The organism is Micromonospora sp. NPDC047707, assembly GCF_040704235.1.
Taxonomy (GTDB): domain Bacteria; phylum Actinomycetota; class Actinomycetes; order Mycobacteriales; family Micromonosporaceae; genus Micromonospora.
Map to the genome: position 1 here is coordinate 1 of NZ_JBEYSU010000030.1, position 26,544 is coordinate 26,544.

The 26,544-nt window shown below is 73.5% G+C and carries 29 protein-coding genes and 1 pseudogene; 16 read left to right on the forward strand and 14 right to left on the reverse strand.

The window, feature by feature from the left end:
* Positions 1 to 375 (forward strand): C39 family peptidase (locus tag AB0873_RS24945; RefSeq protein ID WP_366602546.1); only part of this gene is annotated, 375 nt, incomplete at its 5' end.
* Positions 376 to 437: 62 nt separating this feature from the next.
* Here AB0873_RS24945 and AB0873_RS24950 read toward each other — a convergent pair.
* Entirely contained in the window at positions 438 to 1,853 is a 1,416-nt protein-coding gene (locus AB0873_RS24950; RefSeq protein WP_366602548.1) for a hypothetical protein, read from the reverse strand.
* Between the two features lie 130 nt (positions 1,854 to 1,983).
* On the opposite strand from AB0873_RS24950, the gene ndhC reads away from it, so the two are divergent.
* The gene (gene ndhC, locus AB0873_RS24955) at positions 1,984 to 2,361 is read left to right on the forward strand and encodes an NADH-quinone oxidoreductase subunit A (protein ID WP_366602550.1); all 378 of its coding nucleotides are present in this window, start codon (positions 1,984 to 1,986) and stop codon (positions 2,359 to 2,361) included.
* Positions 2,362 to 2,408: 47 nt separating this feature from the next.
* Here the strand turns inward: ndhC and folP are convergent, their stop codons facing one another.
* Positions 2,409 to 3,278, reverse strand: a complete 870-nt coding sequence (folP, locus tag AB0873_RS24960) for a dihydropteroate synthase (RefSeq protein ID WP_366602552.1) — start codon at positions 3,276 to 3,278, stop codon at positions 2,409 to 2,411.
* Positions 3,279 to 3,491: 213 nt separating this feature from the next.
* Between folP and AB0873_RS24965 the strand changes: the two genes are divergently transcribed.
* Both AB0873_RS24965 and AB0873_RS24970 read left to right on the forward strand, forming a co-directional pair.
* Positions 3,492 to 4,052 carry a DivIVA domain-containing protein gene (locus AB0873_RS24965; protein WP_366602553.1) on the forward strand — a complete coding sequence of 187 codons (561 nt, stop codon included), beginning with the start codon at positions 3,492 to 3,494 and terminating at the stop codon, positions 4,050 to 4,052.
* Complete coding sequence (locus AB0873_RS24970; RefSeq protein WP_366602555.1) at positions 4,049 to 4,546, forward strand: SRPBCC family protein; 498 nt, start codon at positions 4,049 to 4,051, stop codon at positions 4,544 to 4,546. The genes AB0873_RS24965 and AB0873_RS24970 overlap by 4 nt, the downstream gene beginning before the upstream one ends.
* Positions 4,547 to 4,717: 171 nt before the next feature.
* Here the strand turns inward: AB0873_RS24970 and AB0873_RS24975 are convergent, their stop codons facing one another.
* Positions 4,718 to 5,623, reverse strand: a complete 906-nt coding sequence (locus AB0873_RS24975) for a sterol desaturase family protein (protein ID WP_366602557.1) — start codon at positions 5,621 to 5,623, stop codon at positions 4,718 to 4,720.
* 125 nt (positions 5,624 to 5,748) lie between these two features.
* Here AB0873_RS24975 and AB0873_RS24980 point away from each other — a divergent pair.
* A pseudogene (locus AB0873_RS24980) lies at positions 5,749 to 6,347 on the forward strand (DNA-3-methyladenine glycosylase I).
* A complete protein-coding gene (locus AB0873_RS24985) occupies positions 6,344 to 6,967 on the forward strand; it encodes a hypothetical protein (protein ID WP_366602559.1) in 624 nt (207 codons plus the stop codon). Before AB0873_RS24980 ends, AB0873_RS24985 begins: the two are co-directional and overlap by 4 nt.
* A 33-nt stretch (positions 6,968 to 7,000) precedes the next feature.
* On the opposite strand, the gene AB0873_RS24990 is transcribed toward AB0873_RS24985, so the two are convergent.
* Positions 7,001 to 7,792 carry an enoyl-CoA hydratase-related protein gene (locus AB0873_RS24990; RefSeq protein WP_366602560.1) on the reverse strand — a complete coding sequence of 264 codons (792 nt, stop codon included), beginning with the start codon at positions 7,790 to 7,792 and terminating at the stop codon, positions 7,001 to 7,003.
* Positions 7,793 to 7,796: 4 nt separating this feature from the next.
* On the reverse strand, positions 7,797 to 8,615 hold the full coding sequence (locus tag AB0873_RS24995) for a PaaX family transcriptional regulator C-terminal domain-containing protein (RefSeq protein ID WP_155329047.1): 819 nt from the start codon (positions 8,613 to 8,615) through the stop codon (positions 7,797 to 7,799).
* 190 nt (positions 8,616 to 8,805) lie between these two features.
* Between AB0873_RS24995 and AB0873_RS25000 the strand changes: the two genes are divergently transcribed.
* Both AB0873_RS25000 and AB0873_RS25005 read left to right on the forward strand, forming a co-directional pair.
* Positions 8,806 to 8,973 carry a DUF3117 domain-containing protein gene (locus AB0873_RS25000; protein ID WP_007455245.1) on the forward strand — a complete coding sequence of 56 codons (168 nt, stop codon included), beginning with the start codon at positions 8,806 to 8,808 and terminating at the stop codon, positions 8,971 to 8,973.
* A 148-nt stretch (positions 8,974 to 9,121) separates the two neighbouring features.
* Positions 9,122 to 10,597: a leucyl aminopeptidase family protein gene (locus AB0873_RS25005; protein ID WP_366602564.1), complete on the forward strand. Its 1,476-nt coding sequence runs from the start codon at positions 9,122 to 9,124 to the stop codon at positions 10,595 to 10,597.
* 87 nt (positions 10,598 to 10,684) lie between these two features.
* On the opposite strand, the gene AB0873_RS25010 is transcribed toward AB0873_RS25005, so the two are convergent.
* A complete protein-coding gene (locus AB0873_RS25010; RefSeq protein WP_155329045.1) occupies positions 10,685 to 11,272 on the reverse strand; it encodes an O-methyltransferase in 588 nt (195 codons plus the stop codon).
* Between the two features lie 288 nt (positions 11,273 to 11,560).
* Between AB0873_RS25010 and AB0873_RS25015 the strand changes: the two genes are divergently transcribed.
* Both AB0873_RS25015 and AB0873_RS25020 read left to right on the forward strand, forming a co-directional pair.
* A complete protein-coding gene (locus AB0873_RS25015; RefSeq protein WP_366602566.1) occupies positions 11,561 to 12,874 on the forward strand; it encodes a trypsin-like peptidase domain-containing protein in 1,314 nt (437 codons plus the stop codon).
* Between the two features lie 72 nt (positions 12,875 to 12,946).
* Positions 12,947 to 13,372, forward strand: a complete 426-nt coding sequence (locus tag AB0873_RS25020) for a preprotein translocase subunit TatB (protein ID WP_155329043.1) — start codon at positions 12,947 to 12,949, stop codon at positions 13,370 to 13,372.
* Positions 13,373 to 13,497: 125 nt separating this feature from the next.
* On the opposite strand, the gene AB0873_RS25025 is transcribed toward AB0873_RS25020, so the two are convergent.
* From AB0873_RS25025 to AB0873_RS25035, 3 genes are all read right to left on the reverse strand, one after another.
* Positions 13,498 to 14,646 (reverse strand): Mrp/NBP35 family ATP-binding protein, encoded by a 1,149-nt coding sequence (locus AB0873_RS25025; RefSeq protein ID WP_366602568.1) that lies wholly within the window; start codon positions 14,644 to 14,646, stop codon positions 13,498 to 13,500.
* A 153-nt stretch (positions 14,647 to 14,799) separates the two neighbouring features.
* Positions 14,800 to 15,384: a DUF1003 domain-containing protein gene (locus AB0873_RS25030; RefSeq protein ID WP_155329041.1), complete on the reverse strand. Its 585-nt coding sequence runs from the start codon at positions 15,382 to 15,384 to the stop codon at positions 14,800 to 14,802.
* Positions 15,377 to 16,666 carry a CBS domain-containing protein gene (locus AB0873_RS25035; protein ID WP_155329040.1) on the reverse strand — a complete coding sequence of 430 codons (1,290 nt, stop codon included), beginning with the start codon at positions 16,664 to 16,666 and terminating at the stop codon, positions 15,377 to 15,379. Before AB0873_RS25035 ends, AB0873_RS25030 begins: the two co-directional genes overlap by 8 nt.
* Positions 16,667 to 16,758: 92 nt before the next feature.
* Between AB0873_RS25035 and AB0873_RS25040 the strand changes: the two genes are divergently transcribed.
* A complete protein-coding gene (locus AB0873_RS25040) occupies positions 16,759 to 17,628 on the forward strand; it encodes a PhzF family phenazine biosynthesis protein (RefSeq protein ID WP_155329039.1) in 870 nt (289 codons plus the stop codon).
* 113 nt (positions 17,629 to 17,741) lie between these two features.
* Positions 17,742 to 18,251: a hypothetical protein gene (locus tag AB0873_RS25045; RefSeq protein ID WP_366602571.1), complete on the forward strand. Its 510-nt coding sequence runs from the start codon at positions 17,742 to 17,744 to the stop codon at positions 18,249 to 18,251.
* Positions 18,252 to 18,314: 63 nt separating this feature from the next.
* Here the strand turns inward: AB0873_RS25045 and AB0873_RS25050 are convergent, their stop codons facing one another.
* Positions 18,315 to 19,028, reverse strand: a complete 714-nt coding sequence (locus AB0873_RS25050; RefSeq protein WP_366602573.1) for an HAD family hydrolase — start codon at positions 19,026 to 19,028, stop codon at positions 18,315 to 18,317.
* A 105-nt stretch (positions 19,029 to 19,133) separates the two neighbouring features.
* Between AB0873_RS25050 and AB0873_RS25055 the strand changes: the two genes are divergently transcribed.
* Positions 19,134 to 20,099 carry a DMT family transporter gene (locus AB0873_RS25055; RefSeq protein ID WP_366602574.1) on the forward strand — a complete coding sequence of 322 codons (966 nt, stop codon included), beginning with the start codon at positions 19,134 to 19,136 and terminating at the stop codon, positions 20,097 to 20,099.
* Between the two features lie 93 nt (positions 20,100 to 20,192).
* Here the strand turns inward: AB0873_RS25055 and AB0873_RS25060 are convergent, their stop codons facing one another.
* Positions 20,193 to 20,912 (reverse strand): GNAT family N-acetyltransferase, encoded by a 720-nt coding sequence (locus AB0873_RS25060; protein ID WP_366602576.1) that lies wholly within the window; start codon positions 20,910 to 20,912, stop codon positions 20,193 to 20,195.
* A 148-nt stretch (positions 20,913 to 21,060) separates the two neighbouring features.
* On the reverse strand, positions 21,061 to 21,885 hold the full coding sequence (locus AB0873_RS25065; RefSeq protein WP_366602577.1) for an SDR family NAD(P)-dependent oxidoreductase: 825 nt from the start codon (positions 21,883 to 21,885) through the stop codon (positions 21,061 to 21,063).
* Between the two features lie 130 nt (positions 21,886 to 22,015).
* Between AB0873_RS25065 and AB0873_RS25070 the strand changes: the two genes are divergently transcribed.
* Complete coding sequence (locus AB0873_RS25070; RefSeq protein WP_155329033.1) at positions 22,016 to 22,972, forward strand: CoA ester lyase; 957 nt, start codon at positions 22,016 to 22,018, stop codon at positions 22,970 to 22,972.
* Positions 22,973 to 23,033: 61 nt separating this feature from the next.
* On the opposite strand, the gene AB0873_RS25075 is transcribed toward AB0873_RS25070, so the two are convergent.
* Positions 23,034 to 23,576: a DUF4190 domain-containing protein gene (locus AB0873_RS25075; protein ID WP_366602580.1), complete on the reverse strand. Its 543-nt coding sequence runs from the start codon at positions 23,574 to 23,576 to the stop codon at positions 23,034 to 23,036.
* Positions 23,577 to 23,695: 119 nt separating this feature from the next.
* Here AB0873_RS25075 and AB0873_RS25080 point away from each other — a divergent pair, with 119 nt between their 5' ends.
* Positions 23,696 to 24,583: an SDR family NAD(P)-dependent oxidoreductase gene (locus tag AB0873_RS25080; protein ID WP_155329031.1), complete on the forward strand. Its 888-nt coding sequence runs from the start codon at positions 23,696 to 23,698 to the stop codon at positions 24,581 to 24,583.
* A gap of 69 nt (positions 24,584 to 24,652) precedes the next feature.
* Here AB0873_RS25080 and AB0873_RS25085 read toward each other — a convergent pair whose 3' ends face one another.
* Positions 24,653 to 25,153 (reverse strand): DUF4190 domain-containing protein, encoded by a 501-nt coding sequence (locus AB0873_RS25085; protein WP_366602582.1) that lies wholly within the window; start codon positions 25,151 to 25,153, stop codon positions 24,653 to 24,655.
* Positions 25,154 to 25,324: 171 nt separating this feature from the next.
* Here AB0873_RS25085 and AB0873_RS25090 point away from each other — a divergent pair, with 171 nt between their 5' ends.
* Positions 25,325 to 26,521, forward strand: a complete 1,197-nt coding sequence (locus AB0873_RS25090) for an acyl-CoA dehydrogenase family protein (RefSeq protein WP_155329029.1) — start codon at positions 25,325 to 25,327, stop codon at positions 26,519 to 26,521.
* Positions 26,522 to 26,544 lie beyond the last annotated feature (23 nt).

Below are 26,544 nucleotides of genomic sequence, written 5' to 3' on the forward strand. Positions count from 1 at the left end.
ACCGAGGCCGGTACCGACTCGATCAACGACATCACGCCGGTGCTGAACAAGGAGACCGGCCGCGACGTCTACCGCAGTGTCGAGATCTCCGACCGTAAGGCCGACGCCGAGCAGACCGACAAGCTGCGCGACGATGTGATCCGTAGCGTCGACGACGGTCGGGCGCTGGTGGCCAACATCGCCGGTACCGCCATCGACACCGGCGGTGGGGTGCACTCCTTCGAGGGCGGCCACTACATCAGCGTGGTGGGTTACCGTGACGGCGGCGAGCAGGTGAAGATCGCCGACTCGGCCAACCCGGACACCGCCTCGTACTGGATGACCACCGAGGCTCTGGCCGACTGGATCGCCACCCGCGGCTACGCCACCTCCTGACCCAACCACACACACGACAAGGGCCGGCCCCCGGGCCGGCCCTTGCGTCGTCACCCCGACGCCTACTCCCGCCCGACGGGCGGCACCGGACCGGTGACCGGCTCGGCCATCCGACGCCGCAGCGAGGTGGTCGCGAGAGCGAGGGCCGCCACCACGAGCAGGCTGGAGACGGCGATCAGGATCATGGCGGTGCGCTGCACCGAGTTCATCCCGTCGGTGGTGTCGTCCGACGCGCTGACGGCCCGGACGCCCTGGGAATGCTCCGGCCCGGGCGGTGACGCCACCGGCGTGGCCAGGGCCGCGGCGGCGACGATCCGGAAACTCAACCGGACCTGCCGGGCCTTGCCGCTGCGCGGGTCGAGCTCCCCGACGACCGCGCCGGCGAGCGGCGCGTCCCGCTGGGCCTCAGGCGTGGCCGTCACCGGCAGCCGCAGGTCGGACGTGCGGCCGGCGCGGACGATGCCGACGGTGCACCGCGTGCGGGTGGGGTCGACGGCGACGCAGCCGGGCGGCTGCGTCGGCACGGTCACCCCGGCCGGGAGGACCACCTCCACGCGCCCGCTGGCATCCACCGAACCGGTGTTGCCGAGCCGCACCTGGAGTGCACTCGCCGCGCCGCTCATGTCGAAGGCGACCTCGTCCGCCTCCAACCTGATGCCGGCGGCCGGCGGGCCGGACGGGAAGAGGACGGCGAAGCCCTGGTTGTCGCTCACCGGCGCGGCACCCGGCGCGGTAGCCGTGACCTGCACCGAACCGCTCAGCGGCATCCGCCGCCAGGCGTCCCGGCTCACCCGCAGCCGCAGGTCGGTGCTGAACCGGGAGCCCGGCGCGCTGGTCCACGCGCCGCACTGGTGCCCACCGCCGCCCGTGGCGGCACAGCCCGCCGTGCCGGCGTCGGTGATCCCGGCCGGCAGGGTGTACGCGAGGCCGATCCGCTCGGAGACGCTGCCGGTGTTGGTGATGGTGACCCGGAGGGTCGTCACGGTGGATCGGGCGTTCCAGTACGCGGACGTGAGAACGACGTCGCCGGTGCTGACGGTCACGCCGAGCGGCGCGGCCCCGCCCGGCGGAGTGGGCTTGACCGGCGGGGGTGGGGGTGGCGGAGCCGCGGTCGTCGGGGCGGCCGTGGTCGGCGCGGTGGTGACCGGGGCGGGATCCGGTGGCCGGGTGGTGGTCGGCGCGGGGTCGCCGGTCGGGGCGGTCGACGTCGGCTCCGCCGTCGTGGGCGGCGGGCTGGTCGGCACCGGCCCGGTCGAGGTCGGGTCGCCGGTCGGCGTCTCCCCGCCCGGCTCGGTCGCACCTGCACCGGGCTCGGTCGGCTCGGTGGTCGCGACGGCGACGCGGTCGAGGACCGGGGCAGCGGTGGCCCACCCCGGCATCGCGGCGACCGTCAGCGCGACCGCCAACGAGGCGGCCAGCCGGTACGCCGTACGCGGGTCGCGCGCGCGGCGCCCGGCGGATTGGTCCACGCGGGCCATCAGTCCTCCGTGAGGATCAGTGAAGAGTCAATACTCGGTAATCGTTGCCTGGAGGCACTAGTCCCACGGGGAAACAAATCCGTAACGTGTTCGGTGCGGGTCCCGGGGCGGACCGGTAGGCTGACCCACCGTGACCGGTTACCTGGGCTCGTACGCGACGCTCGGGCTGCTGCTCCTCGCCAGCCTCCTCTTTTTTGTTACTGCGTTCTCAGCCAATCGGGTGTTACGTCCTGCCCGTCCGGCCGAGCCGGCGGGCAAGCGGGCCACCTACGAGTGCGGGCTGGACCCGGTCGGCGCCGACTGGGCGCAGGTGCAGATCCGTTACTACGTGTACGCGTACCTCTACGTGTTGTTCGCCGTGGAGGCCGTGTTCCTCTTCCCCTGGGCGGTCGTGTTCGACCGGCCCGGGTTCGGCCTGGTCACCGTCGTCGAGATGGCGGTGTTCGTGGCGGTGCTGGCGCTGGGCATCCTCTACGCCTGGCGGAAGAACATCCTGCGCTGGACCTGACGCCGGCCCATCCGGGCGGCCGGCGTGGGTGTGGCGCCGGGCGCCTGTCAGGCCAGCCCGCGCCGCGTCAGCGTCGGCGGGCGGTCCCCCCGGATCGACGCCACCATGTCGAGGACGCGGCGCGTCGGCCGGACCTGATGGGCGCGGAACACCCGGGCGCCGAGCCAGGCCGAGATCGCGGTGGCGGCGAGCGTCCCCTCCAGCCGCTCGGCGACCGGCAGGTCCAGCGTCTCGCCCACGAAGTCCTTGTTCGACAGGGCGACCAGCAGCGGCCAGCCCGTGTCGGTCAGCTCGTCCAGCCGGCGGGTGATCTCCAGTGAGTGGCGGGTGTTCTTGCCGAAATCGTGCGCGGGGTCGATGAGGATGCCGTCCCGCCGCACCCCCAGCGTGACCGCGCGCTCGGCGAGCCCGGTCACCGTCGCGACCACGTCGGCCACCACGTCGTCGAAGGCGGCCCGGTGCGGCCGGGTCCGCGGCGTCAACCCGCCCGCGTGGGAGCAGACCAGTCCCGCGCCGGTCTCGGCCGCGACCCGGGCCAGCGCCGGGTCGGCGCCCGACCACGTGTCGTTCAGCAGGTCCGCGCCCGCGGCGACCGCCTCCACCGCCACCTCCGCGCGCCAGGTGTCGATCGAGATCACCACGTCGGGGAAGGCGGCTCGCACGGCGGCGATGGTGTCGACGGTACGGCGGATCTCCTCCGTCGCGTCCACCTCGGCGCCCGGGCCGGCCTTGACCCCGCCGATGTCGATGATGTCGGCGCCGTCGGCGACCGCACGATCGACCGCGCGCAGCGCGCTGTCCAGGGCGAAGGTCGCCCCCCGGTCGAAGAACGAGTCCGGTGTGCGGTTGACGATCGCCATGACCACCAGGTCACCGGGGCCGAACGTCCGCCCGCCGAGCCGAAGCGCGCCCGCCATCCCGCCTCCCGAGGATCTTCGCCGCCGGCCGTCCGGCCGACCACGACGCTAGCCGGTGCCCGGCCGGCCACGACGCTAGCCGGTGCCCGGCCGGCCACGACGCTAGCCGGTGCCCGGCCGGGCCGGACCGACCGGTCGCCCTCGTCGTCGCAGGTGAGGAGTCGCTGGGGTGGTGGGGTCGCCCCGGTCCGTTCGACATGCCACGATCTGTGCATGGGTCAGGTTCTGCTCCTGCTGGTCGTGGCGCTGACCGTCGCGGCGGTCGTGTTCGGGGTGACGGTGCTGGTCACCGGTCGGGATCCGGGCCTCGCGCCGGCCGAGCCGGACGGGAAGGCCGTCCCCCTGCCCGGCACCCGCCCGCTGCGCGAGTCCGACATCGGGGAGGTCCGGTTCGACACGGCCCTGCGCGGGTACCGGATGGCCCAGGTCGACCAGGCGATGCGCCGGGCGGCGTACGACATCGGCTACAAGTCGGAGTTGATCGGCGTGCTGGAGGCGGAGGTCGCGGCGTTGCGCGAGGGGCGCACCGCCGAGGCCGACGCGCTGCGCAGCGCCCGTGAGAAGGCGGCCGGCGCGCAGCCGGCGCCGCCCGACGCCGCGGCTCTCCCGCCCGCCGACTCGGCCGACCGCACCGGCGCTCCGGCCGCCGCAGCGGTGGCCGGCGCCAACGGCGCCGCCCCGCCGCCCGGCGGTGGGTCCGGGCCGGACGCCGACGCGGCCGGTACGGGCCAGCTCGGCGAGCACGGCCCGGTGGTGCGCTCGGAGTCGGCGTGAGAGCCGAGGACGGCGCGGAGAACCTTCGCGAGGCGGCGCGACCCGGCGCCGCCGAGGTCACCGCCACCGTGATCGTCAGGGCGCCCGCGGAACGGGTCTTCGCGGCCCTGACCGCCTGGGAACGCCAGTCGGACTGGATCCCGTTCACCCGGGTGCGGGTGGTCGAGGGCGACGGGGGCGAGGGCAGCCTGGTGGAGGCGGTCACCGCGGTCGGGCCGGCCGCGCTCCGCGACGAGATGCGGGTGGTCCGGGTGGACGCGCCGTACGAGGTCGGCGTGGTGCACTGCGGGAAGCTGCTGCGGGGCCCGGGCGTGCTGCGCTGCACGCCGCTGGCCGGGGACCGGACGCAGGTCGTCTGGCACGAGTGGTTCCACCTGCCCGGCGGTGCCGCCGGACGGGTCGTCTGGCCGCTGCTGTGGCCCGGGTCGAAGGTCGGCCTCACCCAGGCGCTGAAGCGTTTCGGCCGGATGGTCGAGCAGGGCCGCCTCCCCTGACCATCGAGATCCGCCGCGACCTGGCGTCCGTCAACCGTGTCCCGGCGGCCGGACCGCCGCGCAGCCGGCGCACTCCCGCCCGGCCCCCTTTGCTCTGCTTCAACGGGCGCAACGGTCTCGCGCCGAAATCCTTGCGTGGGTTGAAGCAGAGCAAAGGCGACGACCGGGTGGTCAGCGGGTCGTCGCGGGCGCGGGCGGCGTGGCCGACGCCGGTGCGGTGACCGCCGGATCCTGCGCCGCGACCGCCGGCTCCGGCTGCCAGCCGGGCGTACCGAACAGGTGCCCCGCCCGGTTCCGCCAACTCGTCGCCGCGCGCACGTCACGGGCGATCGCGGCGTACTCGTGGAAGGCCACCCGAACCGGGTTGTAGGTGGCGATGTTCTTGGTGAGCCCGTAGACGCACCGCTCCCGCTCCGGCGCGAACGTGCCGAACAGCCGGTCCCAGACGATCAGGATGCCGCCGAAGTTGCGGTCCAGGTAGCCGCCCTGGGAGGCGTGGTGGACCCGATGGTGCGACGGGGTGTTGAAGACGAACTCGTACCAGCGGGGCAGCCGGTCGATCCGTTCGGTGTGGATCCAGAACTGGTAGAGCAGGTTGAGCGAACCGCAGAACGCCAGCACGGCCGGGTGGACGCCGGCGAGGATCAGCGGGATGTAGAAGACCCAACTGGTGAGACCCGTCCAGGGCTGGCGCAGCGCGGTGGAGAGGTTGAACCGCTGCGACGAGTGGTGCACCACGTGCGACGCCCACAGGATGCGGATGACGTGATGCCCCCGGTGCGACCAGTAGTAGCAGAAGTCCTGACCCAGCAGGATCAGCGGCCAGGTCCACCACATCTCGGCGAGCCGCAGCGGGGTGAGCGTGTAGAGCAGCGCGTACGCGGCGGCGACCGGAACCTTCCAGAGCAGGTCGGTGAAGACGCTGCCCAGCCCCATGGCGAGGCTGGTGGCCGTGTCGGCGGCGCCGTAGCCCACCTCGTCGTCGTCGCGGTGGACCAGGTACGAGATCCGCTCCAGCACGATGAGCAGCAGGAAGGCCGGGATCGACCAGGTGATGACGTCCGGGAAATCCTTCATCTCGGCGGCCTCCCCGTGCCGTTCCTGTGCCGACCGTCACAGCTACCGCTTGGTAACGAGCACCATAGGCAGCGGGCGGGCCGCCAGGCAATGGGTGTGTCGGTGGGCTGCCCTAGCGTTGACGCGTGACTGACCTGGTGATCGGCGCCGACGGGCTGCCGCGCTGCGCCTGGGGGGCGAGCACCCCCGACTACGCCGTCTACCACGACACGGAGTGGGGCCGGCCGGTGCGCGGCGACGACGCGCTCTACGAGCGGATGACGTTGGAGGCGTTCCAGTCGGGCCTGTCCTGGCTCACCATCCTGCGGAAGCGTCCGGCGTTCCGGCAGGCCTTCGACGGGTTCCGGATCGAGTCGGTGGCCGCCTTCACCGAGGCGGACGTCGCCCGCCTCCTCGCCGACGCGGGCATCGTCCGCAACCGCGCCAAGATCGAGGCGGCGGTCGCCAACGCGCGCGCCGCGCTGGACCTGCCGGACGGGCTCTCCGCCCTGCTGTGGTCCTTCGTCCCGCCGCCCCGGTCGGCACGCCCGACCTCGTTCGCCGAGGTTCCGGCGCTGACCGCCGAGTCCACCGCGATGGCCAAGGCGCTCAAGAAGCGGGGCTTCCGCTTCGTCGGCCCGACCACGGCCTACGCGTTGATGCAGGCCACCGGCATGGTGGACGACCATCTCGCCGGCTGCCACGTGTTCGCTCCAGAGGCGACGTGATGGGATGGGGAGCATGACGACCGACGCCGCGTACCGGACCGACCGGACGACCCACGCCGACGGCACGGGCACCTGGGCCGTGCTGCTGCCGCCCGACCGGTACGAGGCCGAGCGGCTCGTCCACCACGACACCCTGGAACTCACCGGTCTCGACGACGAGCCCCGGCCCCGCCTCGGCGACCGGATCGCGGTGCTCGCCGACGAGCCGCTCCGGCTGGTCGCGCTGGGCCGGGTCACCGACGCCGGCGACCGCCGCCCGGAGGTGCCGGAGGACCCGCTGTCCGACCGCGTCGGGCCGCGGCTCGTGGTCGCGTACACCCGGCGGGCCTTCGACGGGCCGGTGCCCGTCGACGCGCTGGAGCTGGCCGGGCCGCTCACCGCGCTGGCCCCGGCCGCCTTCCGGGACCTGGCCGACCGGCTCGGCCCGCCCCCGCCACGGCGCACCTGGCTGGTCAGCCTGGACCTGCCGATCGAGGCCGCGTCGCCGGCGGAGGCGGTCGGGCTGTTCTGGTCGTACGTGCAGGAGTTGGGCCCCCGCGAACTGCCCGCGTTCGTCTCGCCGTCCGGCGACGAGCTGGCGATGCAGGCGTTCGTCCTCGGCGAGGAGGCCAACCAGGACCCGGAGGAGGACGACTGACCGGAGGGCCGCCCCCGACCGGAGCGGTTCGCGTCAGTGGCCCTCGAAGACCGGCTTCTGCTTGTTGACGAACGCCATGGTGGCCGAGCGGTGGTCGGCGGTGGCGCCGCAGATCGACTGTGCCTGCGCCTCGGCGGCGAGGGCGTCGGCGAGGGTGCCCGCGTCGGCGATGGAGAGCTGCCGCTTGATGGCCCCGTACGCGACCGTCGGGCCGGCGGCGAGCCGGGCGGCCAGCTCCTGGGCGGTCGGCAGCACCTCCTCGTCGTCGGCGACCAGCCGGTTGAGCAGGCCCAGCTGGCAGGCCGCCTCGGCGCGGACCGGCTCGGCGAGCATCAGCAGCTCGACGGCCTTGGCGTGACCGACCAGCCGCGGCAGCGTCCAGGACGCGCCGGTGTCGGCGGCGAGCCCGACCTTGGCGAACGCCATCAGGAAGCTGGTCGAGGGCCCGCCGATGCGGATGTCGGCGAGGAAGGCCAGCGAGGCGCCCGCGCCGGCGGCCATGCCCCGCACGGCGGCGACGACCGGCTTGGGCAGGTTCGCCAGCCGGGCGGCGATCGGGTTGTAGTGCGCCCGGACGGTGTCGAGCGGGTTGCCCTCGGTCGACTCCAGGGTCCTCACGTGCTCGCGCAGGTCCTGACCGGCGGAGAACGAGCCGCCCGCCCCGGCCAGCACCACCGCCCGGCAGGTCCGGTCGCTCTCCAGCTCGGCGAGGGTGTCCCGCAGGGCCTCCTTGAGCGCCACGTCGAGCGCGTTCATGGCCGTCGGCCGGTTCAGCGTCAGGGTGACGACGGCGTCGGTGCGGTCGACGAGCAGCGGCTCGGTCACGGTGTCAACGACCCTTCTGTCGGGCGATGCGGTTGCCGGCGTCGAGGCAGTGCTCGACGTACCGGTCGGCGGCCGGCCGCAGCCGGGCCGCGTGCCGGTCGAAGAAGCTGGCCGCCGCGGTGCCCGGCCAACGCTCGGGGAGCAGTGCCGGCGGCAGCTGCGGGTCCCGGAACAGGAAGGTACGCCACGCGTGCACGAGCCGGAACCGGGCCGCGTACGCCTCCTCGTCGGGGCTGCGGACGGTGACGCCGGACAGCAGCGGGCGCTGCTCGGCGACGAACTGCTCGTACGCCCGGCCGATCTCGGCCAGGTCCCACGCCCGGCGGACGACACCCATCGCTCCCGGTGTGCCGGCGGAGTGGGCGGCGGTGAACCGCTCGTAGCGCACCCCTGCCTCCTCCAGCAGCAGGTCCACGTCCTCGCCGGGACGGGTCGCCACCCAGGTGCACTCGTCGAGGGTGCCGTAGCCGAGGAAGCTCAGGTTGGCGGCGAGGCGTTGCCGCTCGCGCCGGGAGGCCGGCGCCTCCAGGACCAGCAGGTCGAACCGCCCGTCCCAGGTGATCCGGCCGGTGCGGTAGATGCGCGCCGCCGCCTCGTCGAGCCGGCGGGCGGCTTTTGGTGTGATGGCGTAACCCGGCCCGGAGGCCATCCGGAGCGGCTCCAGCCATCCCTGGCGCACCATGCGCGAGACCGCCGTCCGCACCGCGGGCGGCGCGATGCCGAGCGGCGCCAGCAGCTTGACCAGGGCGGCGACCGGCGCCCGACCGCCCCGGGGCCGGAGGTAGTCACCGTACAGGTCGAAGAGTGCCGACCGTGCCTGCATGACCGCACATTGTGACAGGCCTTCTCAAGATAAGCTAGATGCTGTTACATCAATGCTGCCTCGGTTTGGGTCCGGCGGTGTTCATCAGGGAAAATCGTTGGTCGACACCTCCGCACAGGTTGCGGATGGTCGTGGCGAAGTGGCTGTGGGGCAACCCACCGACCCTGGTTCAGGTCTGAGGGGAGACAACATGGCGGCGATGAAGCCGCGGACGGGCGACGGTCCGCTGGAAGTCACCAAGGAGGGCCGGGGCATCGTCATGCGGGTCCCGCTGGAGGGCGGTGGCCGGCTCGTCGTCGAGATGACTCCCGACGAGGCCAACGCGCTCGGTGACGCGCTGAAGGCGGCCGCCGGCTGATCAAGAAGCGTTTGGGCGGCGTCCGTCGCCCGGACGGTTCGTCATACCCTGAGCCACCGGCCCGGCCGGTGGCTCAGGGTTTCACCGGCGCGGGGCGCCCGGGTCACTCCCGCTCCGCGCGATCTCAGTCCTGGAGGTACGGTCCCGCGTGCTCGCCATCCGCCTGGTCGCCGAGCCTGAGCGCCTCGACACGCTCGTCCTGCCCCTTCGTCCGGCCAGGGAGGGGGCGGGCGACGACGCACCGGCCGCGCCCGTACCGACCGCGGTGGCGCTGCCCGACGGCGTCGCCGACGAGGCCGCCGCGCTGGCCCCGGCCGCCCGCTCCACCGGCCGCGCCGGTGAGATCCGCACCCAGTTCCGCCCGGGGCGGAACCCCGGTGTGCTGGTCCTGCTCGGGATCGGTGACGGCGAGGAGGGAAGCTGGCGGCGGGCCGGCGCCGCGCTGGTCCGCGCCGTCGCGGATGAGACGCACGTCACGATCGCGCTGCCGCCGGACGCGTCGCCGGCCGCCGTCCGGGGCATCTACGAGGGGCTGCTGCTGGCGTCGTACCGGTTCCGGCTGACCGACGCCGGCGGTGTGCCCGCGCTCACCGGGGTCGACCTGCTGGTGACCGACCCGGACCGCTACGGCGCCGTGGTCGAGACGGCCCGGACCACCGCCCGGCTGACCCGGTGGGCCCGCGACCTGACCAACACCCCGTCGTCGGTGAAGAACCCCGAGTGGTTCGCCGGACAGGTGGCCGCCCACGCCGCCGGGACGCCGGACCTGCACCTGCGGGTACGCGAGCCGGCCGAACTGGCCGCCGAGGGCTTCGGCGGCATCCTCGCCGTGGGCGGCGGCTCGGCCCACGGCCCCCGCCTGGTCGAGTTGGACTGGCGGCCGGCCGACGCCCGCACCCACGTGGTGCTGGTCGGCAAGGGCATCACCTTCGACACCGGCGGCATCTCGATCAAGCCGGTGCCGGCGATGAAGCTGATGCGCAAGGACATGGCCGGGGCGGCCGCGGTGGTGGCGGCCACCGTCGGCGCCGCGGCGCTGCGGCTGCCGGTGCGGGTCACCGCGCTCGCGCCGTTGGCCGAGAACATGGTCAGCGGCTCGGCGTTCCGGCCGGGCGACATCATCCACCACTACGGCGGCCTGACCAGCGAGACCACCAACTCCGACGCCGAGGGACGACTGGTCCTCGCCGACGCCCTCGCGTACGCGGTCCGTGAGCTGCGACCGGACGTGCTGGTCGACCTGGCCACGCTGACCGGGGCGAACGCGGTGGCGCTCGGCAAGCGGACCGGCGCCCTCTACAGCGAGAACGACCGGCTCGCCGGCGACGTGCTGGCGGCGGTCGAGGCGGCCGGCGAGGCGGTGTGGCGGATGCCGCTGCCCGCCGACTACGTCGAGTACCTGGGCAGCGACCTCGCCGACCTGTACAGTGCGCCGAACCAGGGTGCCGGGTCGGTGGTGGCGGCCCTGTACCTGCGCGAGTTCACCGGCGAGCTGCGCGACCGGTGGGTGCACGTGGACATGTCCGCGCCGTCCTGGGCGGACGGCGACGACGCGGAGCTGACCAGGGGCGCGACCGGTTGGGGCGTACGCTCGCTGCTGCGCTGGCTGGACACGCTGCGCTGAGCCGCCCGACGGCGCCGACCGGCCCCGGACCGACGGGGGCCGGGCCGACGCCGGACGGGCTGTCGTGCCGGGCCGGCGGCGGCGCGCTCAGCAGCGCACGGCGGCGAGCAGGCCGTGGCCGACCGGCAGCAGGGCGGGGATCCAGTGCTCCGACTCGCGGATCGCCTTGACCGTCTCCCGGATCGTCACCGTTTCCACGTCCCGGGCCGCCGGGTCGCCGATCCGGCCGCCGGCCAGCGTGCCGTTGAGCGCGAGCACCCCGCCCGGACGCAGCAGCCGCTGGGCGGCGTCCACGCAGGCGGCGAAGCCGGTCGACTCGGCGTCGACGAAGACCAGGTCGTACGCCCCGTCGGCGAGGCGGGGAAGGACGTCCAGCGCCCGGCCGGTGATGATCCGCGTCCGGCCGGCGGGGAAGCCGGCCTCGGCGAAGATCCGGCGGGCGATCCGCTGATGCTCCACCTCGACGTCGATGGTGGTGAGCACGCCGTCGGGGCGCATTCCGCGCAGCAGCCAGAGGCCGCTGACGCCGGTTCCGGTGCCGATCTCCACGACCGCGCGCGCGTTCCCCGCGGCGGCCAGCAGCCGCAGCGCCGCGCCGGCGCCGGGCGTCACCGCGTCGAGGCCGACCTCACGGGCGAGACTGCGGGCCGTGCGGAGCACGAGATCCTCGGTCACGTACGACTCGGCGAACTGCAGGGCCTGAGCCGTCGACGGACCGGAACCGGCGACCGTGGCGATGGGACACCTCCGGGCGGCACATGTGGTACGGGTCGAGTGGGCACTGTGAGCCTAGATGTGACACGTGACGGGCGCAGCCGGGCGTCCCGGCATCGACGATCACGCGCGGCAACCGCTGACCCCACTCACGGCATCCGTGTAATCCTGGAAGCGGCGTCCGTCCGATCGGACGGGGCGGCCCGAGGGCCGCGTGGACGGGCCCGGGGACGAGTGGGAGGCAACGACGTGACCGACGGCTGGGACTGGCGCCAGCCCGGGACGAGCCCCGGACCGGCGGGCCCGCCACCGCCCGCGCACCCGCCGGCGGTGTCGCCGCCGGGCGGCACCGGTGGCACGGCCTCACCCTGGTGGTCCGACGCGCTCGCCGACCCGTGGCGTGACCCGGCGGCGCCCGCGGCGGTGGTGGTGCCCGCGGCGCCGGCCGCCGCCGGCGAGCCGGAGCCGGTGACCGACCCGGACGCCCCCGGTCGGCCGGCGCTGCGGCACCTGCTCCTCATCCCGCTGATCACCGCCCTGCTCGCGGGCGCGCTGGGCGGTGCCCTCGGGTACGCGTTCGCCGTTCGCGGCGGCGGTGGCGCGGGGTCCGTGCTCGGTGCCGGCCCGGTGCAACCGCCGGAGTTGGCGCAGCGGAAGCCGGAGTCGCTGGCCGGGGTGGCGGAACGGGTCCTGCCGAGCGTGGTCACGGTCCGCGTGGCCAGCCTCGGCGGGACGAGCGAGGGCTCCGGGTTCATCGTCAGCGCCGACGGCCACGTGATCACCAACGACCACGTGGTGGCGGGTGCGACCGGCCGGGCCTCCGTGGTCTTCAACGACGGCAGCACGGCCCCGGCCACCGTCGTCGGGCAGGACCCGGAATCCGACATCGCGGTCATCAAGGTCGCCAGGAGCGGCCTGCGGCCGGTGGAGTTCGGCGACTCCGACGCGCTGGCCGTGGGCGACCCGGTGCTCGCCATCGGCTCGCCGCTCTCGCTGGCCAACACGGTCACCGCGGGCATCATCAGTGCCCTCGACCGCACCATGCAGGCGGGTGAGCCGGGCGGCCCGACCCGCTACTACGCGGCGATCCAGACCGACGCGGCGGTCAACCACGGCAACTCCGGCGGTCCACTGATCGACGGCGCCGGCCGGGTGATCGGCGTCAACTCCACGATCAAGTCACTGGTCGCGGACGGGCAGGAGGCGGGCAACATCGGGCTCGCCTTCGCCATTCCCATCAACCAGGCCAAACGGATCACCCAGGACATCATCGGCACCGGCAAGGCCCGGCGTACGGTGATCGGCGCCCAGGTCGGTGGCCCCGGCCTGGGCGCGGGTGCCGGCGTACGGCTGAACTCGGTGGAGCCGTCCGGCCCCGCGGCGGGCGCCGGGCTGAAGGCCGGCGACGTGATCCTCAAGCTCAACGGACGTCCGATGACCGAGCCCACCGACCTGATCGCCCTGGTCCGCAAGTTCGCGCCTGGATCCGTGGTGACCGTTGAGTACCGTCGGGGCACGTCCCAGCAGAACGCCTCGGTGACGCTCGCCGCAGACGTGAAGTGACGCCCGCACCCCCTCCCCGGGTGGCCTACGACGTGCGTAGGCTTGCGGTGACGCCGAGAGGAGGCCCGCGCAGTGTTCGACAACCTGAACTGGTGGGAGATCGGTGCGCTGCTGCTCCTGGCGCTGCTGATCTTCGGTGATCGGCTGCCCGCCGTCATCAACGACGGCCTCCGGATGGTGCGCAACCTCCGCCGGATGGCGACCAGCGCCACCAGCGACCTGAGCCGCGAGCTGGGCACCGACATCCAGCTGGAGGACCTGCACCCCAAGGCGTTCATCCGCAAGCACCTGCTCAGCGAGGAGGACGAGGCGGCCATCCGGAAGCCGTTGCAGGGTGTCTACGACAACCTGCGCGCCGACGTCACCGGCGTGCACAACGAGCTGAAGGACGTGGCCGCCGCCGCGGACGTGCGTTCGAACGGGAGCCGGCCGACCACGGCCACCGGCAGCACCCCCACCGCCCCGGCCCCCCGCGTCAGCTACGACGACGCGACCTGACCGCCGCCGTACCCGGCCGCGCCACAAGATCGACTCGACCCACCGCACATCGCGGCGTCCCGGCACCGGGACACCACGACTCGCCGCACCTCGAATTCGCTCAGTAGGCCCGCGCCGGTCGGCCGTCAGCGGCCGGCGGGCTTGAGACCCAGCGGCTTGCCGAGCAGGGACTCCCGCCGGACGGCGAGCCGGTCGGCGACCTGGCCCAGGGCCTTGGCGGCCGGCGACTCCGGCTCGGCCAGCACGATCGGGGTGCCCTCGTCACCGGCCTCGCGGACCCGCGTGTCGAGCGGAATCTGACCCAGCAGCGGCACCTGTGCGCCGATCGTCCGGGTCAGCGACTCGGCGACGGTCTGGCCGCCGCCCGCCCCGAAGACCTCCATCCGGGAACCGTCCGGCAGCTCCAGCCACGACATGTTCTCGATGACGCCGACGATCCGCTGGTGGGTCTGCAGCGCGATCGCGCCGGCCCGCTCCGCCACCTCGGCGGCGGCGGCCTGCGGCGTGGTGACCACCAGGATCTCCGAGTTGGGCAGCAGCTGGGCCAGGGAGATGGCCACGTCGCCGGTGCCCGGCGGCAGGTCGAGCAGGAGCACGTCCAGGTCGCCCCAGTACACGTCGGCGAGGAACTGCTGCAACGCCCGGTGCAGCATCGGGCCGCGCCAGACGACGGCGGCGTTGCCGGCGGTGAACATGCCGATCGAGATGACCTTCACGCCGTGCGACTCCGGCGGCATGATCATGTCCTCGACGCGGGTGGGCCGGCCGTCGGCGCCGAGCATCCGGGGCACCGAGTGGCCGTAGATGTCGGCGTCGACCACGCCGACGGAGAGCCCGCGGGCGGCCAGCGCCGCCGCCAGGTTGACCGTCACGCTGGACTTGCCGACGCCGCCCTTGCCGCTGGCGACCGCGTACACCCGGGTGCGGGACCCCGGCTGGGCGAACGGGATCACCGGCTCCTCGCTGGCGGCACCGCCGCGCAGCGTCGCCTGGAGCTCCTTGCGCTGCTCCGGGCTCATCACGCCGAACTCGATCTCCACGCCGGCGACGCCCGGCACCGCGCCCACGGCGGCGGTGATGTCGGTGCGCAGCTTGTCCTTCAGCGGGCAACCGGCCACGGTGAGCAGCAGCTCGACCCGGACGACACCGTCGTCCCCGACCGTGGCGGAGCGGACCATGCCCAGCTCGGTGATGGGCCGGCGGATCTCCGGGTCGTTGACGGTGGCCAGGGCGGCCTGGATCGCGTCGGAGACGGTGCTGACGGGTGCTGACATGCCCGCAATGCTACGTCGGCGGAAATCCGTCACCGCCGCTGACGGGGGCCGGTGTGAGCGATTCGATGGCCGGCGGTGTCTGGACGGGATCCGGCGGAAATGCGACGATCCGAGGCGAACGCCGCTCGCCTGGCCCCTTGAGGCAAGCGGCGTTCACCGCGTCTCCGGGCGGCCGTCGCGGGCGTAGTCGGTGTCCCGGTCGTCCCGGGGCTCGTCCAGCCCGTCCCCGCCGCCCGGCCGCCCCCGCCGCTGCCGGCGCTCGGCGGCGTCGTCCAACTCCTCGGCGAGCCGGGCCAGCTCCGAGCGGAGGAAGTCCCGGGTGGCGACCTCGCCCATCGCGTTACGCAGCGCGGCGATCTCCCGGGCCAGGTACTCGGTGTCCGCCTTCTGCGCCGTCGCCCGGCGTCGGTCCTCCTCCAACGCCAGCCGGTCCCGGTCCGTCTGCCGGTTCTGCGCCAGCAGGATCAGCGGCGCCGCGTAGCTGGCCTGCAACGACAGCATCAGGGTCAGGAACGTGAAGGTGTACGGGTCGAACCGCAGGTTCGCCGGCGCGAGGGTGTTCCAGGCGAACCACGCCATGATGACCAGCGTCATGTAGACGATGAAGTTCGCCGTACCCATACCCCGGGCGATCCCCTCCGACCAGCGGCCGAAGGCCTCCGGGTCGAAGCGCGGCAGGGACACCCGCCGGGGTTCGCGGGGTTGGTCCAGCCGCTGCGGCCGTCGCTGCTCAACCATCCGTGCCGTCCGGTGCCTCGTCGTCGGCGGCGGCCGGGCCGGCGGGAACGGCGTCCCGCTCCCGCCAGTCCGGGGGCAGCAGGTGATCGAGCACGTCGTCGACGGTGACCGCGCCCACCAGCCGGTTGTTCCGGTCGATCACCGGCATGGCCACCAGGTCGTACGTGGCCATCCGGCGGGTGATCTCAGGCAGCGGGGTGGTCGGGCGCAGCGGGTCGATGTCGTTGACCACCACGCCGCCCAGCATGTCCGCGGGTGGCTCGCGCAGCAGCCGCTGGAAATGAACCATCCCGAGGTAACGGCCGGTCGGCGTGGTCATCGGCGCCCGGGCCACGAAGACCTGGGCGGCCACGGCGGGGGAGAGCTGGGGCTCCCGGACCCGGGCCAGCGCCTCGGCGACCGTGGCATCCGGCGGCAGGATCACCGGTTCCGAGGTCATCACGCTGCCCGCCGTGCCCGGCGTGTACTTGAGCAGCTGCCGCACCGGGTCGGCCTCGTCCGGCTCCATCAGGTCGAGCAGCACGTCCTGTTCCGGCGGCGGCAGCTCGCCCAGCAGGTCGGCGGCGTCGTCCGGGTCCATCAGCTCCAGCACGTCAGCGGCGCGCTCCCGGTTCAGCGCGGCCAGGATCTCCACCTGGTCGTGCTCCGGCAACTCGCTCAGCACATCGGCGAGACGCGCGTCGTCCAACGCCGCCGCGACCTCGTTGCGCCGCGCGTCGGGCAGGTCCTGCAGGGCGTTGGCCAGGTCGGCCGGGCGCATGTCCTCCAGTACGGCCAGCAGGTTGGCGGTGCCCCGGGTGTCCGCGATCCCGCTCAGCCCGCGGACCCGGTCCCACTCGACCTGGTGCAGGTGGCCCCGGCGGGAGAGCCGGCCGGTCTGCTCCCGTACCGCGACCCGGGTGAGCGACCACTCGCCGCGGGTCGACTCCATCGCCACGTCCACCACCGTGCCCGCCTGCCCGCCCGGGTCGATCTGCACCCGGCGGTCCAGCAGTTCCTGGAGCACGAGCAGCTCGTTGGGGCGCTTCTCGAAGCGACGCAGGTTGAGCGTGCCGCTGCCCAGCACCACGGCGTCGGCGTCGATCGAGGTGATCCGGTTGATGGAGAGGAAGATCCGCCGGCGCATCGGCATCTCGGCGACCAGACCGACGACCTCCGGCGGACGCTTCGTGGGCCGCAGCCGGGCCACCGCGTCACGTACGCGGCCGACCTGGTCGCCGTTGGGGTCGTAGACGGCGACGCCGGCGAGGCGGGCGATGTAGACCCGGGTCGGCGAGCTCACGCGCACCAGCCTAGGGCCTGTCCTGGCGTCCCGGTCCGGCGCGGCCGGGCTGGAACGTCGATACCGGCCGGCAGCGCCTAGTGTTTATCACCATGTCGACCCTGGCCTACGAGATCGTGGACGTGTTCACGGACCGCCCCTTCGCCGGCAACCCGCTGGCGGTGGTGTTCGGTGCCGACGGGCTGGCCACCGAGCAGATGCAGGCGCTCGCACTCGAGTTCAACCTCTCCGAGACCGTGTTCGTGCTCCCGCCCACCCAGGCCGGCGCCACCTATCGGGCGCGGATCTTCACGCCCGTCGACGAGTTGCCGTTCGCCGGGCATCCGAGCGTCGGAGCGGCGGTCACCGCGAGCCGGCGGGGGCTGTTCGGCGCCGGCCCGGTCCTGCAGGAGTGCGGGGCCGGCGTCCTGCCGATCGAGGTCACCGCGACGGGCGCGACGCTGACCGGCGGCATGCCCACCCTCGGCCCCGAACTGGACCCGGACCCGCTGCTGGAGATGGCCGGGCTCACCGCCGACGACCACGTCGGCCCGGCGCCCCGGGTGGCCGGCTGCGGCCTCGAGTTCCCGTACCTCCCGGTGCGTGCGGACGCGGTGGCCCGCGCGCGGGTCAACGCGGCGGCGGCGCAGCGGTACGGGGTGGAGCACGTCAGCGTCTTCTCCTGGGACGCCGACTCGCAAACCGCCCACGCGCGGGTCTTCGTTCCCGGGCTGGGCGTGCCGGAGGATCCGGCCACCGGCTCCGCCGCCCTCGGGCTCGGGGTGTGGCTGGTGGCGAGCGGGCTGCTCCCCGGGGAGGGCCGGTCGAGCTACGCCGTACGCCAGGGCGTCGAGCTCAACCGCCCGTCGTCGCTGGCCTGCACGGTGACCGCGGCCGGGGGCACCGCGGTCGGTGCCACCGTCTCGGGTCAGGTGATGCCGGTGGCCCGCGGCGAGATCCTGGTCCCACCCTTCATCGGCTGACCCGCGCTGAGGTGCAAGGAAGGGCCCCTTCTTAACGCCTGCGGTAGGGGAAGGGCCCCTTGTTAACTCCGCCTGGCCGCGCGAGCCGGGTACGGGTACGGGAGGATGCGGGAGTGACGGACGCAGAGCGGACCACCACGCCCCTCGTCGACGAGGCGACGAAGAAGGCCGCTGTGGCCTGGGTCGCCGTTCCCGGCGGCCCGGCCCTCGCCCTCTGGTGCTTCCCCCTGGAGGGGGCGCTGTTGGTGGTGAGCGGGCCGGGTGAGCAGTCCGCGCCGGGGCTCGCCGACGCCACCCACGCGCAGGTCACCCTGCGGGGCGACCACGGCGGCCGGATCGTCACCTGGCCGGCCGACGTGTCCCGGGTGGCCCCGGGCAGCGAGGACTGGGAGACCGTCGCGCCGCTGGTCGCGGCGAAGCGGCTGAACGCGCCCGGCCCGACCGCCGACCTCGTGGCGCGCTGGGCGGCCGACGGCTGCGCCCTCAACCGGCTGACGCCCGCCGGCGAGCCGGTGGCCGGCGCCGCGCTGCCCGCCGACTCGCTGGCCGAGGTGCCGCGCGAGGCGCCGGTTGTCCGGGCCACCCGCAAGCCGTTCCGCCTGCACCGGGTGCGGCGCCGCTGAGCGGTTGCGCCGTTGACAGGGGTCCCTTCCACTACCGCAGCCGTTAAGAAGGGGCCCTTCCTTTCACCCGCGGCGGGTCGCGGCGATCGGTGCTGGCTCGTCAACCAGGTTCATCACCTCGGTTAGGGAGAGCAGCTCGGGGCCGGTCCAGGCGTCGTCGCGGTTGAACGCCATGTGGCCCGCGAGGTCGGGGGCGACCAGGCGGACGGCGGTCAGCCCGGCTCGCTCCGCCCCGGTCAGCTCCTGGCTGCCGCCGTCGCCGACGTACAGGCACTCGGCCGGTGCCACGCCGAGCCGGCGGCACGCCGTCCGGTACAGCTCCGGGGCCGGCTTGCAGCGGCCGACCTGTACGGAGAAGACGCGGACGTCGAGCAGCGGGTCGATCGGCAGGTGCGGCAGGAAGGCCGGCAGCTCGTGGGTGCAGTCGCTGACCAGCCCGGTCCGCACACCCCGCCGGCGCAGCGCGGCCAGGGTCGGCACCGCCTCCTCACGGAGCCGGGTGTCGGCCCGGACGGCGTCGTGCCGGGCGGCCACCGCCGACCGCACCGCCGTGTCGGAGGGGCGGACACCGGCCTGCTCGCAGACCCAGCGCAAGGTGGCCTCGGCGGTGCCCAGGCGGCCGGTGGCGCGCTGGTAGTAGGTGCGGTCGAGCACGTCGACGAGGACGTCGGGCGGGCATCCGAGCAGGTCGGCGGTCGTCCGGTGCGCCACGCCGCGCTGCACCGAACGGGTCAGCGTGCCGAAGAAGTCGAACAGCACCGCCTGGAACATGGGCATGGGGGAGGGCCTCCGGGCGGTTGAGGGGGTCGCCGACGGACGGCCTGGATCGTAACCGGGCGCTGACCGTCGGTTGTTACCGAAGTTGTGTGACTATCTCTCCCCGTGTCCTCCGCACCGCACCGCCCGGCACCGGACCCGCTGACGTTCGGGGCGCTCGCGCTCGCCGTGGTGGCCGTGTCGTCGTCCGCGCCCCTGGTCGCCTTCGCGGCCGCGCCGGCCCTCGCGATCGCCTTCTGGCGCAACCTGCTCTCGACGGCCCTACTCGGTCCGGTCGCACTGGTGCGGCGGCGGGCGGAGTTCCGGGCGTTGACCGCGCGTGGCGGCCGGCGCGAGGGCTGGTACTGCGTACTCTCCGGTGTCGCGCTCGCCGCGCACTTCGCCACGTGGATGCCGAGCGCGCAGCTCACCTCGGTCGCGGCGGCCACCGCGCTGGTCGCGACCCAGCCCGTCTGGCAGGGACTGATCGCCCGGGCGCAGGGGCGCCGGCTGCCGGTGACGGTGTGGATCGGCATCGGCGTGTCGGTCGCCGGCGCCGCCCTGGCCACCGGGGCGGACTTCGCCGTGTCCGGCCCCGCCTTCGCCGGTGACCTGCTCGCCGTGACGGGCGGCATGTTCGCGGCGGTCTACACCGCGCTCGGCGAGCGCGCCCGTACGGCGGTGAGCACCACCACGTACACGACCATCTGCTACGGGGTGTGTGCGGCCTTGCTGCTGGTGGTGTGTCTGGTCGGCGGCGTGCCGGTGACCGGCTTCGACGCCACCACATGGCTCGTCGTGCTGGCCCTGGTGGCCGGCGCCCAACTGCTCGGGCACTCGATGTTCAACTACGCCCTGCGCCGGGTGTCGGCGACCACGGTCAGCGTGCTGATCCTGCTGGAGGCCCCCGGGGCCGCGCTCATCGGCTGGGTGTGGCTGGATCAGCTGCCGCGTACCCTCGCGCTGCCCGGCCTGGCCCTGCTCCTGGCCGGGGTCGCGGTGGTGATCCTCGGTGGGGCTCGGACCCGCCGCATCCGGGCCACCTCGGCCGCGCCCACCGTCCCCGCGGACGCCGCTCCCGTACCGGACTGACGTCCGTCCGGCGGCGCCGTTCCCGCCGCTTCGGCTGCCCGGCTCGGCCCGTCCGTGACGGTGCGGGGTCGCGAGCCACCTCACCGGTTGCGGTCAGACCTCCTCGACCTCGAGGACCCGGGTCGTCGGGGCGGCGTCGCCGAGGGCGGCCCGCAGCGCGAGCCGCTCCGGGTCGGTCAGGGCGGACTCGTAGCCCGCCCGCGTGTCGAACCGGATGACGTGCACCTCGGTACGCCCGTCACCGGTGCGCAGCCGGCGCTCCACCCGCCCGCCGTGCCGCCCCAGCAGGCCGAGCACCCGGTCCTCGTACGCCCGGCCTTCCTCGACCGCGCCGGGGGGCAGCTCCACCAGCGCGACCAGGCGCACCGCGGCGGCCGGGTCGGTCACCAGCGACTTCCAGAAGTGGTGGTCGACGTTCCCGCCGGGGATGCCCTCGCGGCGCCCGGTGTCCAGGTAGCCGTGCCGGCGGTAGAACTCCGGCGCCTGGAACGAGAACGACGACACCGACATCTGGGTGCAGCCGCGCCGGCGGGCCTCCTTTTCGGCGGCGCGCAGCAGCCGGCCGCCCCAGCCCTCGCTCCGGCGGTCCTCGCGGACCCAGACCATGTTGATCCCGGCGCAGTCGCCCCAGCTCCAGCCGGTCAACCCGGCGACCAGTCCACCGTCGGCGTCGGTCACCCGGACCGACAGGTCGGTCTCGTCCGCCGCCCCGGTCGCCCGGTTGTTGAACGCGGTCAGTTCCGCGCTGAGCCGCTCCTCCAGCTCCTTGTCCGCACCGAGCACCTGGATCGTGTCGCTCCCCGGGGAAGTCATGCGGCGGAGCATCGCAGCGCCGGCGCGACGCGGCAACCCGCCAAGGCCTGTCGCGCCGGTCATCTGTCGGCTCGCGGCGGGCCCGGACGACGCCCGGCGGCGCTGGAGCTTCGTCCGGGTACAACACCGGGCTGGGACGTCGGGCCGCCTACTCGCCGACGCCGACAGCCTTGGCGCTGGCCGTCCAGAGCCGGGCGGCGAGCTGCGGGTCGGCCGCCTTGGGCAGCGGGCGGCGCAGCCGGCGGTCCATGTAGTACGCGCCGCTGCGCAGCCGGTCTGGGTCCTGGTTGGCGAGCCAGACCAGGGTCTCCGCGCCCTTCTCCGGGCTGCGGAACGGCAGCAGGCGCATGCCGAGCGCGACCATCCGGCTGTCGTTGCCGAACCGCGTCCGCACCACGCCCGGGTGGAAGCAGTACGCCGGGATGTCCGGCCAGCGCCGTGCCGCTTCGGCGGTGAAGAGGATGTTGGCCTGCTTGCTGGTGCCGTAGGCGTTCATCGGGCGGTAGCGGCGCAGCGGCCGGTTGAGCTCGTCCGGGTCGAGCGAGCCGCTGCGGTGCGCGCCCGAGGCGGTGACGACGATCCGGCCGACCCGGTCGCGCAGGAGGTTCGTCAGCAGGAACGGCGCGAGGTGGTTCGCCTGGATCGACAGCTCGTACCCGTCGACGGTGGTGATCGGCTGGAGCACGATCGCCCCGGCGTTGTTCGCCAGGACGTCGATGCGGTCGTACGCGGCGCGCAGCCGTTCGGCCAGCCCTCGCACGTCGTCGAGGACCGCGAAGTCGGCCCGGAACAGCTCGGGACGCTCGCCGGCGGCGTCCCGCACCTGCTCGGCGGCGGCTTGGAGGCGGGCGGGGTCGCGCCCGACGAGCACCACCTGGTCGCCCCGGGCGGCCAGGTCGACGGCGGCTGCGAGGCCGATGCCGGAGCTCGCCCCGGTCACCACCACCAGCCGACGCCCAGTGAGATCTTCCACAGGTCCATTCACCCCGGTCACGGCACGAGGTTACCGTGGCGTCACAACGCCCTTTGGGATCGTTAAGTTCTCGGAATCTCACGTTCAGGTGGCGTCGGCGTGCCCGCCGCACGCTGGAAGGAGCGCATCCATGGCCGCAGTCGGTCGCCCCCGCCGGTCCTGCCTCGCGGTACCGGGTTCCAGCGTCAAGATGCTGGGCAAGGCTCAGGGCCTCCCCGCTGACCAGGTCTTCCTGGACCTGGAGGACGCGGTCGCCCCGCTCGCGAAGCCGGACGCCCGTAAGAACATCGTCGCCGCGCTCAACGAGGGCGACTGGGCCGGAAAGACCCGCGTGGTCCGGGTGAACGACCTGACCACGCCGTGGACGTACCGGGACGTCATCGACATCGTCGAGGGCGCCGGCGCCAACCTCGACTGCATCATGCTGCCCAAGGTGCAGAACGCCGCCCAGGTGCAGTGGCTGGACATGACCCTCACCCAGTTGGAGAAGACGCTCGGCCTCGAGGTCGGCCGGATCGGCATCGAGGCGCAGATCGAGAACGCGGCCGGTCTGGTGAACGTCGACGCGATCGCCGCCGCGTCGCCCCGGGTGGAGACCATCATCTTCGGCCCCGCCGACTTCATGGCCTCGATCAACATGAAGTCGCTGGTGGTGGGCGCGCTGATCCCGGACTACCCGGGCGACCCCTACCACTACATCCTGATGCGCATCCTGATGGCCGCCCGCATGCACGACAAGCAGGCCATCGACGGCCCGTTCCTGCAGATCCGGGACGTCGACGCCTTCCGTGAGGTGGCCAAGCGCTCGGCCGCGCTGGGCTTCGACGGCAAGTGGGTGCTGCACCCGGGGCAGATCGACGCGGCCAACGACGTCTACTCGCCGGCCCAGGCCGACTACGACCACGCGGAGCTCATCCTCGACGCGTACGAGCACTACACCTCGGAGGCGGGCGGCAGGCTCGGCGCGGTGATGCTCGGCGACGAGATGATCGACGAGGCGTCCCGCAAGATGGCGCTGGTGATCGCGGCGAAGGGCCGAGCGGCCGGGATGAGCCGCACCTCGACGTTCACCCCGCCCTCGGAGTAGTCGCTTCCGTCCACGTGCCGCCCCGGTGTCCACCGGGGCGGCACGCTGCTTTCCGTGCCGCTCAGAAGCTGCTACCGCTGCTGCCGCCCTCGGAGGCGATGGCAAAGATGATCACCACCACGTAGAAGGCGATCAGCAGCACCAGGAGACCGGTCAGGATCCAGCCGACGATGATGGCGGCCTTCGCCATGCCCTCGCCGCCCTCGCCGGTATGCCGGATCTGCTTGCGCGCCACGTGGCCGAGGATGGCCCCGATCGGCGCGGTGATGCAGGACGCGATACCCACGAGCGACAGCACCAGCGCCACGATGGCCATGGTGTTCGTCCGTTGTGGCGGGTAGCCGTAGCCGGGGTGCGCCGGCGGCGGGTAACCGCCGGGGGCGTACGGGCCGGGCGCGGGCTGGCCCGAGGTCTGCTTGACGCCCGCGTACGGGTCGCCGGGCATGCCCGGGTACGGGTTAGTCGGCGCGTACGGGTCGCCGCCGGTCGGCTGGGTGGGAATGGGCTGACCGCTCACCGGGAGGGTCGGGTCGGCCGGAGGCGTCGGCTGCTGACCGGACCACGCCGGGTCCTGCCAGCCGCCGGACGGCGGGGGATAGCTCATCGTCTGCTCTCCATCGAGGTACGGGTGAGCCGTCAGAGTAATCAGCCGGACGCAAATGCGAGGACGCCACCACCGGGTGCCGCGTTGCCCGGACCCCGGTGACCGGGCAGGATCCTGGCATGGCGATTGACGCGAGAGCCGGCAGCCGACCGAGACGGGACGCGAGCCGTCCCGGCCTGGCCCGCCGCAGCCGGCTGGCGACCGGCCCAGCCGACCACGACGAGCCGGCTGCCCTGCCGGAGCCGGTCACGATGCGGCTCGACGGCAAGGTCGCGCTGGTCACCGGAGCCGGCAGCCCGGACGGCATCGGGTACGCGACCGCCCGTCGCCTCGCCGACCTGGGCGCCCGGGTCGCCATCGTCTCCACCACGCGGCGGATCCACGAGCGGGCCGGCGAGCTGGGGGTCACCGGCTTCGTCGCGGACCTCACCGACGAGTCGGAGGTCGGTGCGCTGGCGGACGCCGTCGCCGAGCAGCTCGGTGACGTGGAGGTGCTGGTCAACAACGCGGGCCTGGCCAGCCGGGCGAGCCCGGAGGTGCTGCGGCCGGTCGCCCAGCTCAGCTACGACGAGTGGCGGGGCGAGATCGACCGCAACCTCACCACGGCCTTCCTGTGCAGCCGGGCGTTCATCGGCGGGATGGCGGAGCGGGGCTGGGGCCGGATCGTCAACCTGGCGGCGACGGCCGGGCCGGTCAACGCCCTGCCGACCGAGGCCGCGTACGCGGCGGCGAAGGCCGGTGTCGTCGGGCTGACCCGGGCGCTGGCGATGGAGATGATCGCCGACGGGGTGACCGTGAACGCCGTCGCCCCCGGCACCATCCACACCGCCGCGTCGACGATGGCGGAGATCAAGCAGGGCCTGGGCACTCCGGTCGGCCGTCCCGGCACGCCGGACGAGGTGGCGGCGGCGATCGCCTTCCTCTGCTCGCCGGCCGCCTCGTACATCACCGGCCAGATGCTGGTGGTGGACGGCGGCAACAGCGTCCGCGAGGCGCAGTTCCGCTGACTGTGCCGGAGCCGTGGTCGGCGCGGCCCGCCCAGCCGGTCGGGCCGCAGCCCGACGGCGGCTCCGGCGTCAGTACGTCATCCCGTCGTTGCCGGCGATGGCGAACAGCGCGATCCATCCGCAGCAGACGAGCACGCCGAGCCCGGTGAAGATGTAGCTGAGGATGAGCCCCCAGGTGGCCAGCTGGTCGCCCTCCTCGCCGCTGGTGCTGATCTGCCGCTTCGCCAGGTGGCCGAGCACGATTCCGGCGGGCGCGAACACGAAGGCGAACACCAGCGAGAGGACGGCCAGGACGTTCATCCCCCGGCCCCCGCCGGGGGGCGGCCCGTAGCCGCCGTGTGGCGCGCCCCACTGCTGCCCGTACGGCTGGCCGCCCGGAGGAGGCCCGTAGGACGGTGGCGGCTGGTGGGGGTCGTACCCCGGTGGCGGCTGGTAGGGGTCGTACCCGGGTGGCGGTGGCGGTGGGGGCGGCTGGTTGGGGTCGTACCCCTGGGGCGGCTCCGGGCCCGGCGCGGGCTGCTCCCAGGGCGACGGCGGCCGGTCGGGATCCGGGGGCGGCGGTTGGCTCACGGTCTCCTCCTCCTGCCGGATCACGTCCCTATTGCCGGACGCTACCCCGAGCGGTGAACCTTTTCACAGCGGTTGTGTGGACTGGTCACCTTGGCGGCGCCGCCCGCGCGGCCGATACTGACCCAGCGTTCAGTTACCCATGAGTAATGCGCCGATCCCCCGGAGGCTGAGATGGCCCGACTCGCCCAGACACCCGGCCTGACCGACGTGCAGCGGTCGATCCTGGAAACCGTCCGGGAGTTCGCGGACAAGGAGATCATCCCGCACGCCCAGCGGCTGGAGCACGCCGACGAGTACCCGACCGACATTCTCGACGGGATGCGGGAGATGGGCCTGTTCGGCCTGACCATCGACGAGGAGTACGGCGGCCTGGGCGAGTCCCTGCTCACCTACGCCCTGGTGGTCGAGGAGCTGTCGCGGGGCTGGATGTCGATCTCCGGCATCGTCAACACCCACTTCATCGTGGCGTACCTGATCTCCCAGCACGGCTCGGCGGAGCAGAAGGCCCGGCTGCTGCCGAAGATGGCGACCGGCGAGGTGCGCGGCGCCTTCTCGATGTCCGAGCCGGAGTGCGGCTCCGACGTCTCCGCGATCAAGTCGAAGGCGGTCCGCCAGGGCGACAACTTCGTCATCAACGGCCAGAAGATGTGGCTGACCAACGGGGCGTACTCCTCGGTGGTGGCCACGCTGGTCAAGACCGACACCGGGGCCGACTCGGTCTACGGCAACATGAGCACCTTCCTGCTGGAGAAGGAGCCGGGCTTCGGCGAGACCGCCCCCGGCCTCACCATCCCCGGCAAGATCGACAAGATGGGCTACAAGGGCGTCGAGACCACCGAGATGGTGCTCGACGGCGTGACCGTTCCCGGCTCCGCCGTGCTCGGCGGGGAGGAGAAGGTCGGCCGCGGCTTCTACCAGATGATGGACGGCATCGAGGTCGGCCGGGTCAACGTGGCCGCCCGCGCCTGCGGCATCTCGATCCGGGCGTTCGAGCTGGCCGTAGCGTACGCCCAGCAGCGCCGCACCTTCGGCCAGCCCCTCGCGAAGCACCAGGCGGTCGCGTTCAAGCTCGCCGAGATGGGTACGAAGATCGAGGCGGCGCACGCGCTCATGGTCAACGCCGCCCGGCTCAAGGACGCCGGCCAGCGCAACGACGTCGAGGCCGGCATGGCCAAGCTGCTCGCCTCCGAGTACTGCGCCGAGGTGGTGCAGGAGGCGTTCCGCATCCACGGCGGCTACGGCTACTCCAAGGAGTACGAGATCGAGCGCCTGATGCGGGAGGCGCCGTTCCTGCTCATCGGCGAGGGCACCTCGGAGATCCAGAAGACCATCATCTCCCGCGGCCTCCTGAAGGAGTACAAGCTCTGAGGTGAAAGGAAGGGCCCCTTCTC

Excerpts from the sequence above, each read along its gene's own strand:
- AB0873_RS24950 (WP_366602548.1), bottom strand. The coding sequence starts at position 1,853 with ATGGCCCGCGTGGACCAATCCGCCGGGCGCCGCGCGCGCGACCCGCGT.
- folP (WP_366602552.1), bottom strand. The coding sequence starts at position 3,278 with ATGGCGGGCGCGCTTCGGCTCGGCGGGCGGACGTTCGGCCCCGGTGAC.
- AB0873_RS24965 (WP_366602553.1), top strand. The coding sequence starts at position 3,492 with ATGGGTCAGGTTCTGCTCCTGCTGGTCGTGGCGCTGACCGTCGCGGCG.
- AB0873_RS24975 (WP_366602557.1), bottom strand. The coding sequence starts at position 5,623 with ATGAAGGATTTCCCGGACGTCATCACCTGGTCGATCCCGGCCTTCCTG.
- AB0873_RS24985 (WP_366602559.1), top strand. The coding sequence starts at position 6,344 with ATGACGACCGACGCCGCGTACCGGACCGACCGGACGACCCACGCCGAC.
- AB0873_RS24995 (WP_155329047.1), bottom strand. The coding sequence starts at position 8,615 with ATGCAGGCACGGTCGGCACTCTTCGACCTGTACGGTGACTACCTCCGG.
- AB0873_RS25000 (WP_007455245.1), top strand. The coding sequence starts at position 8,806 with ATGGCGGCGATGAAGCCGCGGACGGGCGACGGTCCGCTGGAAGTCACC.
- AB0873_RS25025 (WP_366602568.1), bottom strand. The coding sequence starts at position 14,646 with ATGTCAGCACCCGTCAGCACCGTCTCCGACGCGATCCAGGCCGCCCTG.
- AB0873_RS25030 (WP_155329041.1), bottom strand. The coding sequence starts at position 15,384 with ATGGTTGAGCAGCGACGGCCGCAGCGGCTGGACCAACCCCGCGAACCC.
- AB0873_RS25040 (WP_155329039.1), top strand. The coding sequence starts at position 16,759 with ATGTCGACCCTGGCCTACGAGATCGTGGACGTGTTCACGGACCGCCCC.
- AB0873_RS25050 (WP_366602573.1), bottom strand. The coding sequence starts at position 19,028 with ATGCCCATGTTCCAGGCGGTGCTGTTCGACTTCTTCGGCACGCTGACC.
- AB0873_RS25060 (WP_366602576.1), bottom strand. The coding sequence starts at position 20,912 with ATGACTTCCCCGGGGAGCGACACGATCCAGGTGCTCGGTGCGGACAAG.
- AB0873_RS25070 (WP_155329033.1), top strand. The coding sequence starts at position 22,016 with ATGGCCGCAGTCGGTCGCCCCCGCCGGTCCTGCCTCGCGGTACCGGGT.
- AB0873_RS25075 (WP_366602580.1), bottom strand. The coding sequence starts at position 23,576 with ATGAGCTATCCCCCGCCGTCCGGCGGCTGGCAGGACCCGGCGTGGTCC.
- AB0873_RS25080 (WP_155329031.1), top strand. The coding sequence starts at position 23,696 with ATGGCGATTGACGCGAGAGCCGGCAGCCGACCGAGACGGGACGCGAGC.
- AB0873_RS25090 (WP_155329029.1), top strand. The coding sequence starts at position 25,325 with ATGGCCCGACTCGCCCAGACACCCGGCCTGACCGACGTGCAGCGGTCG.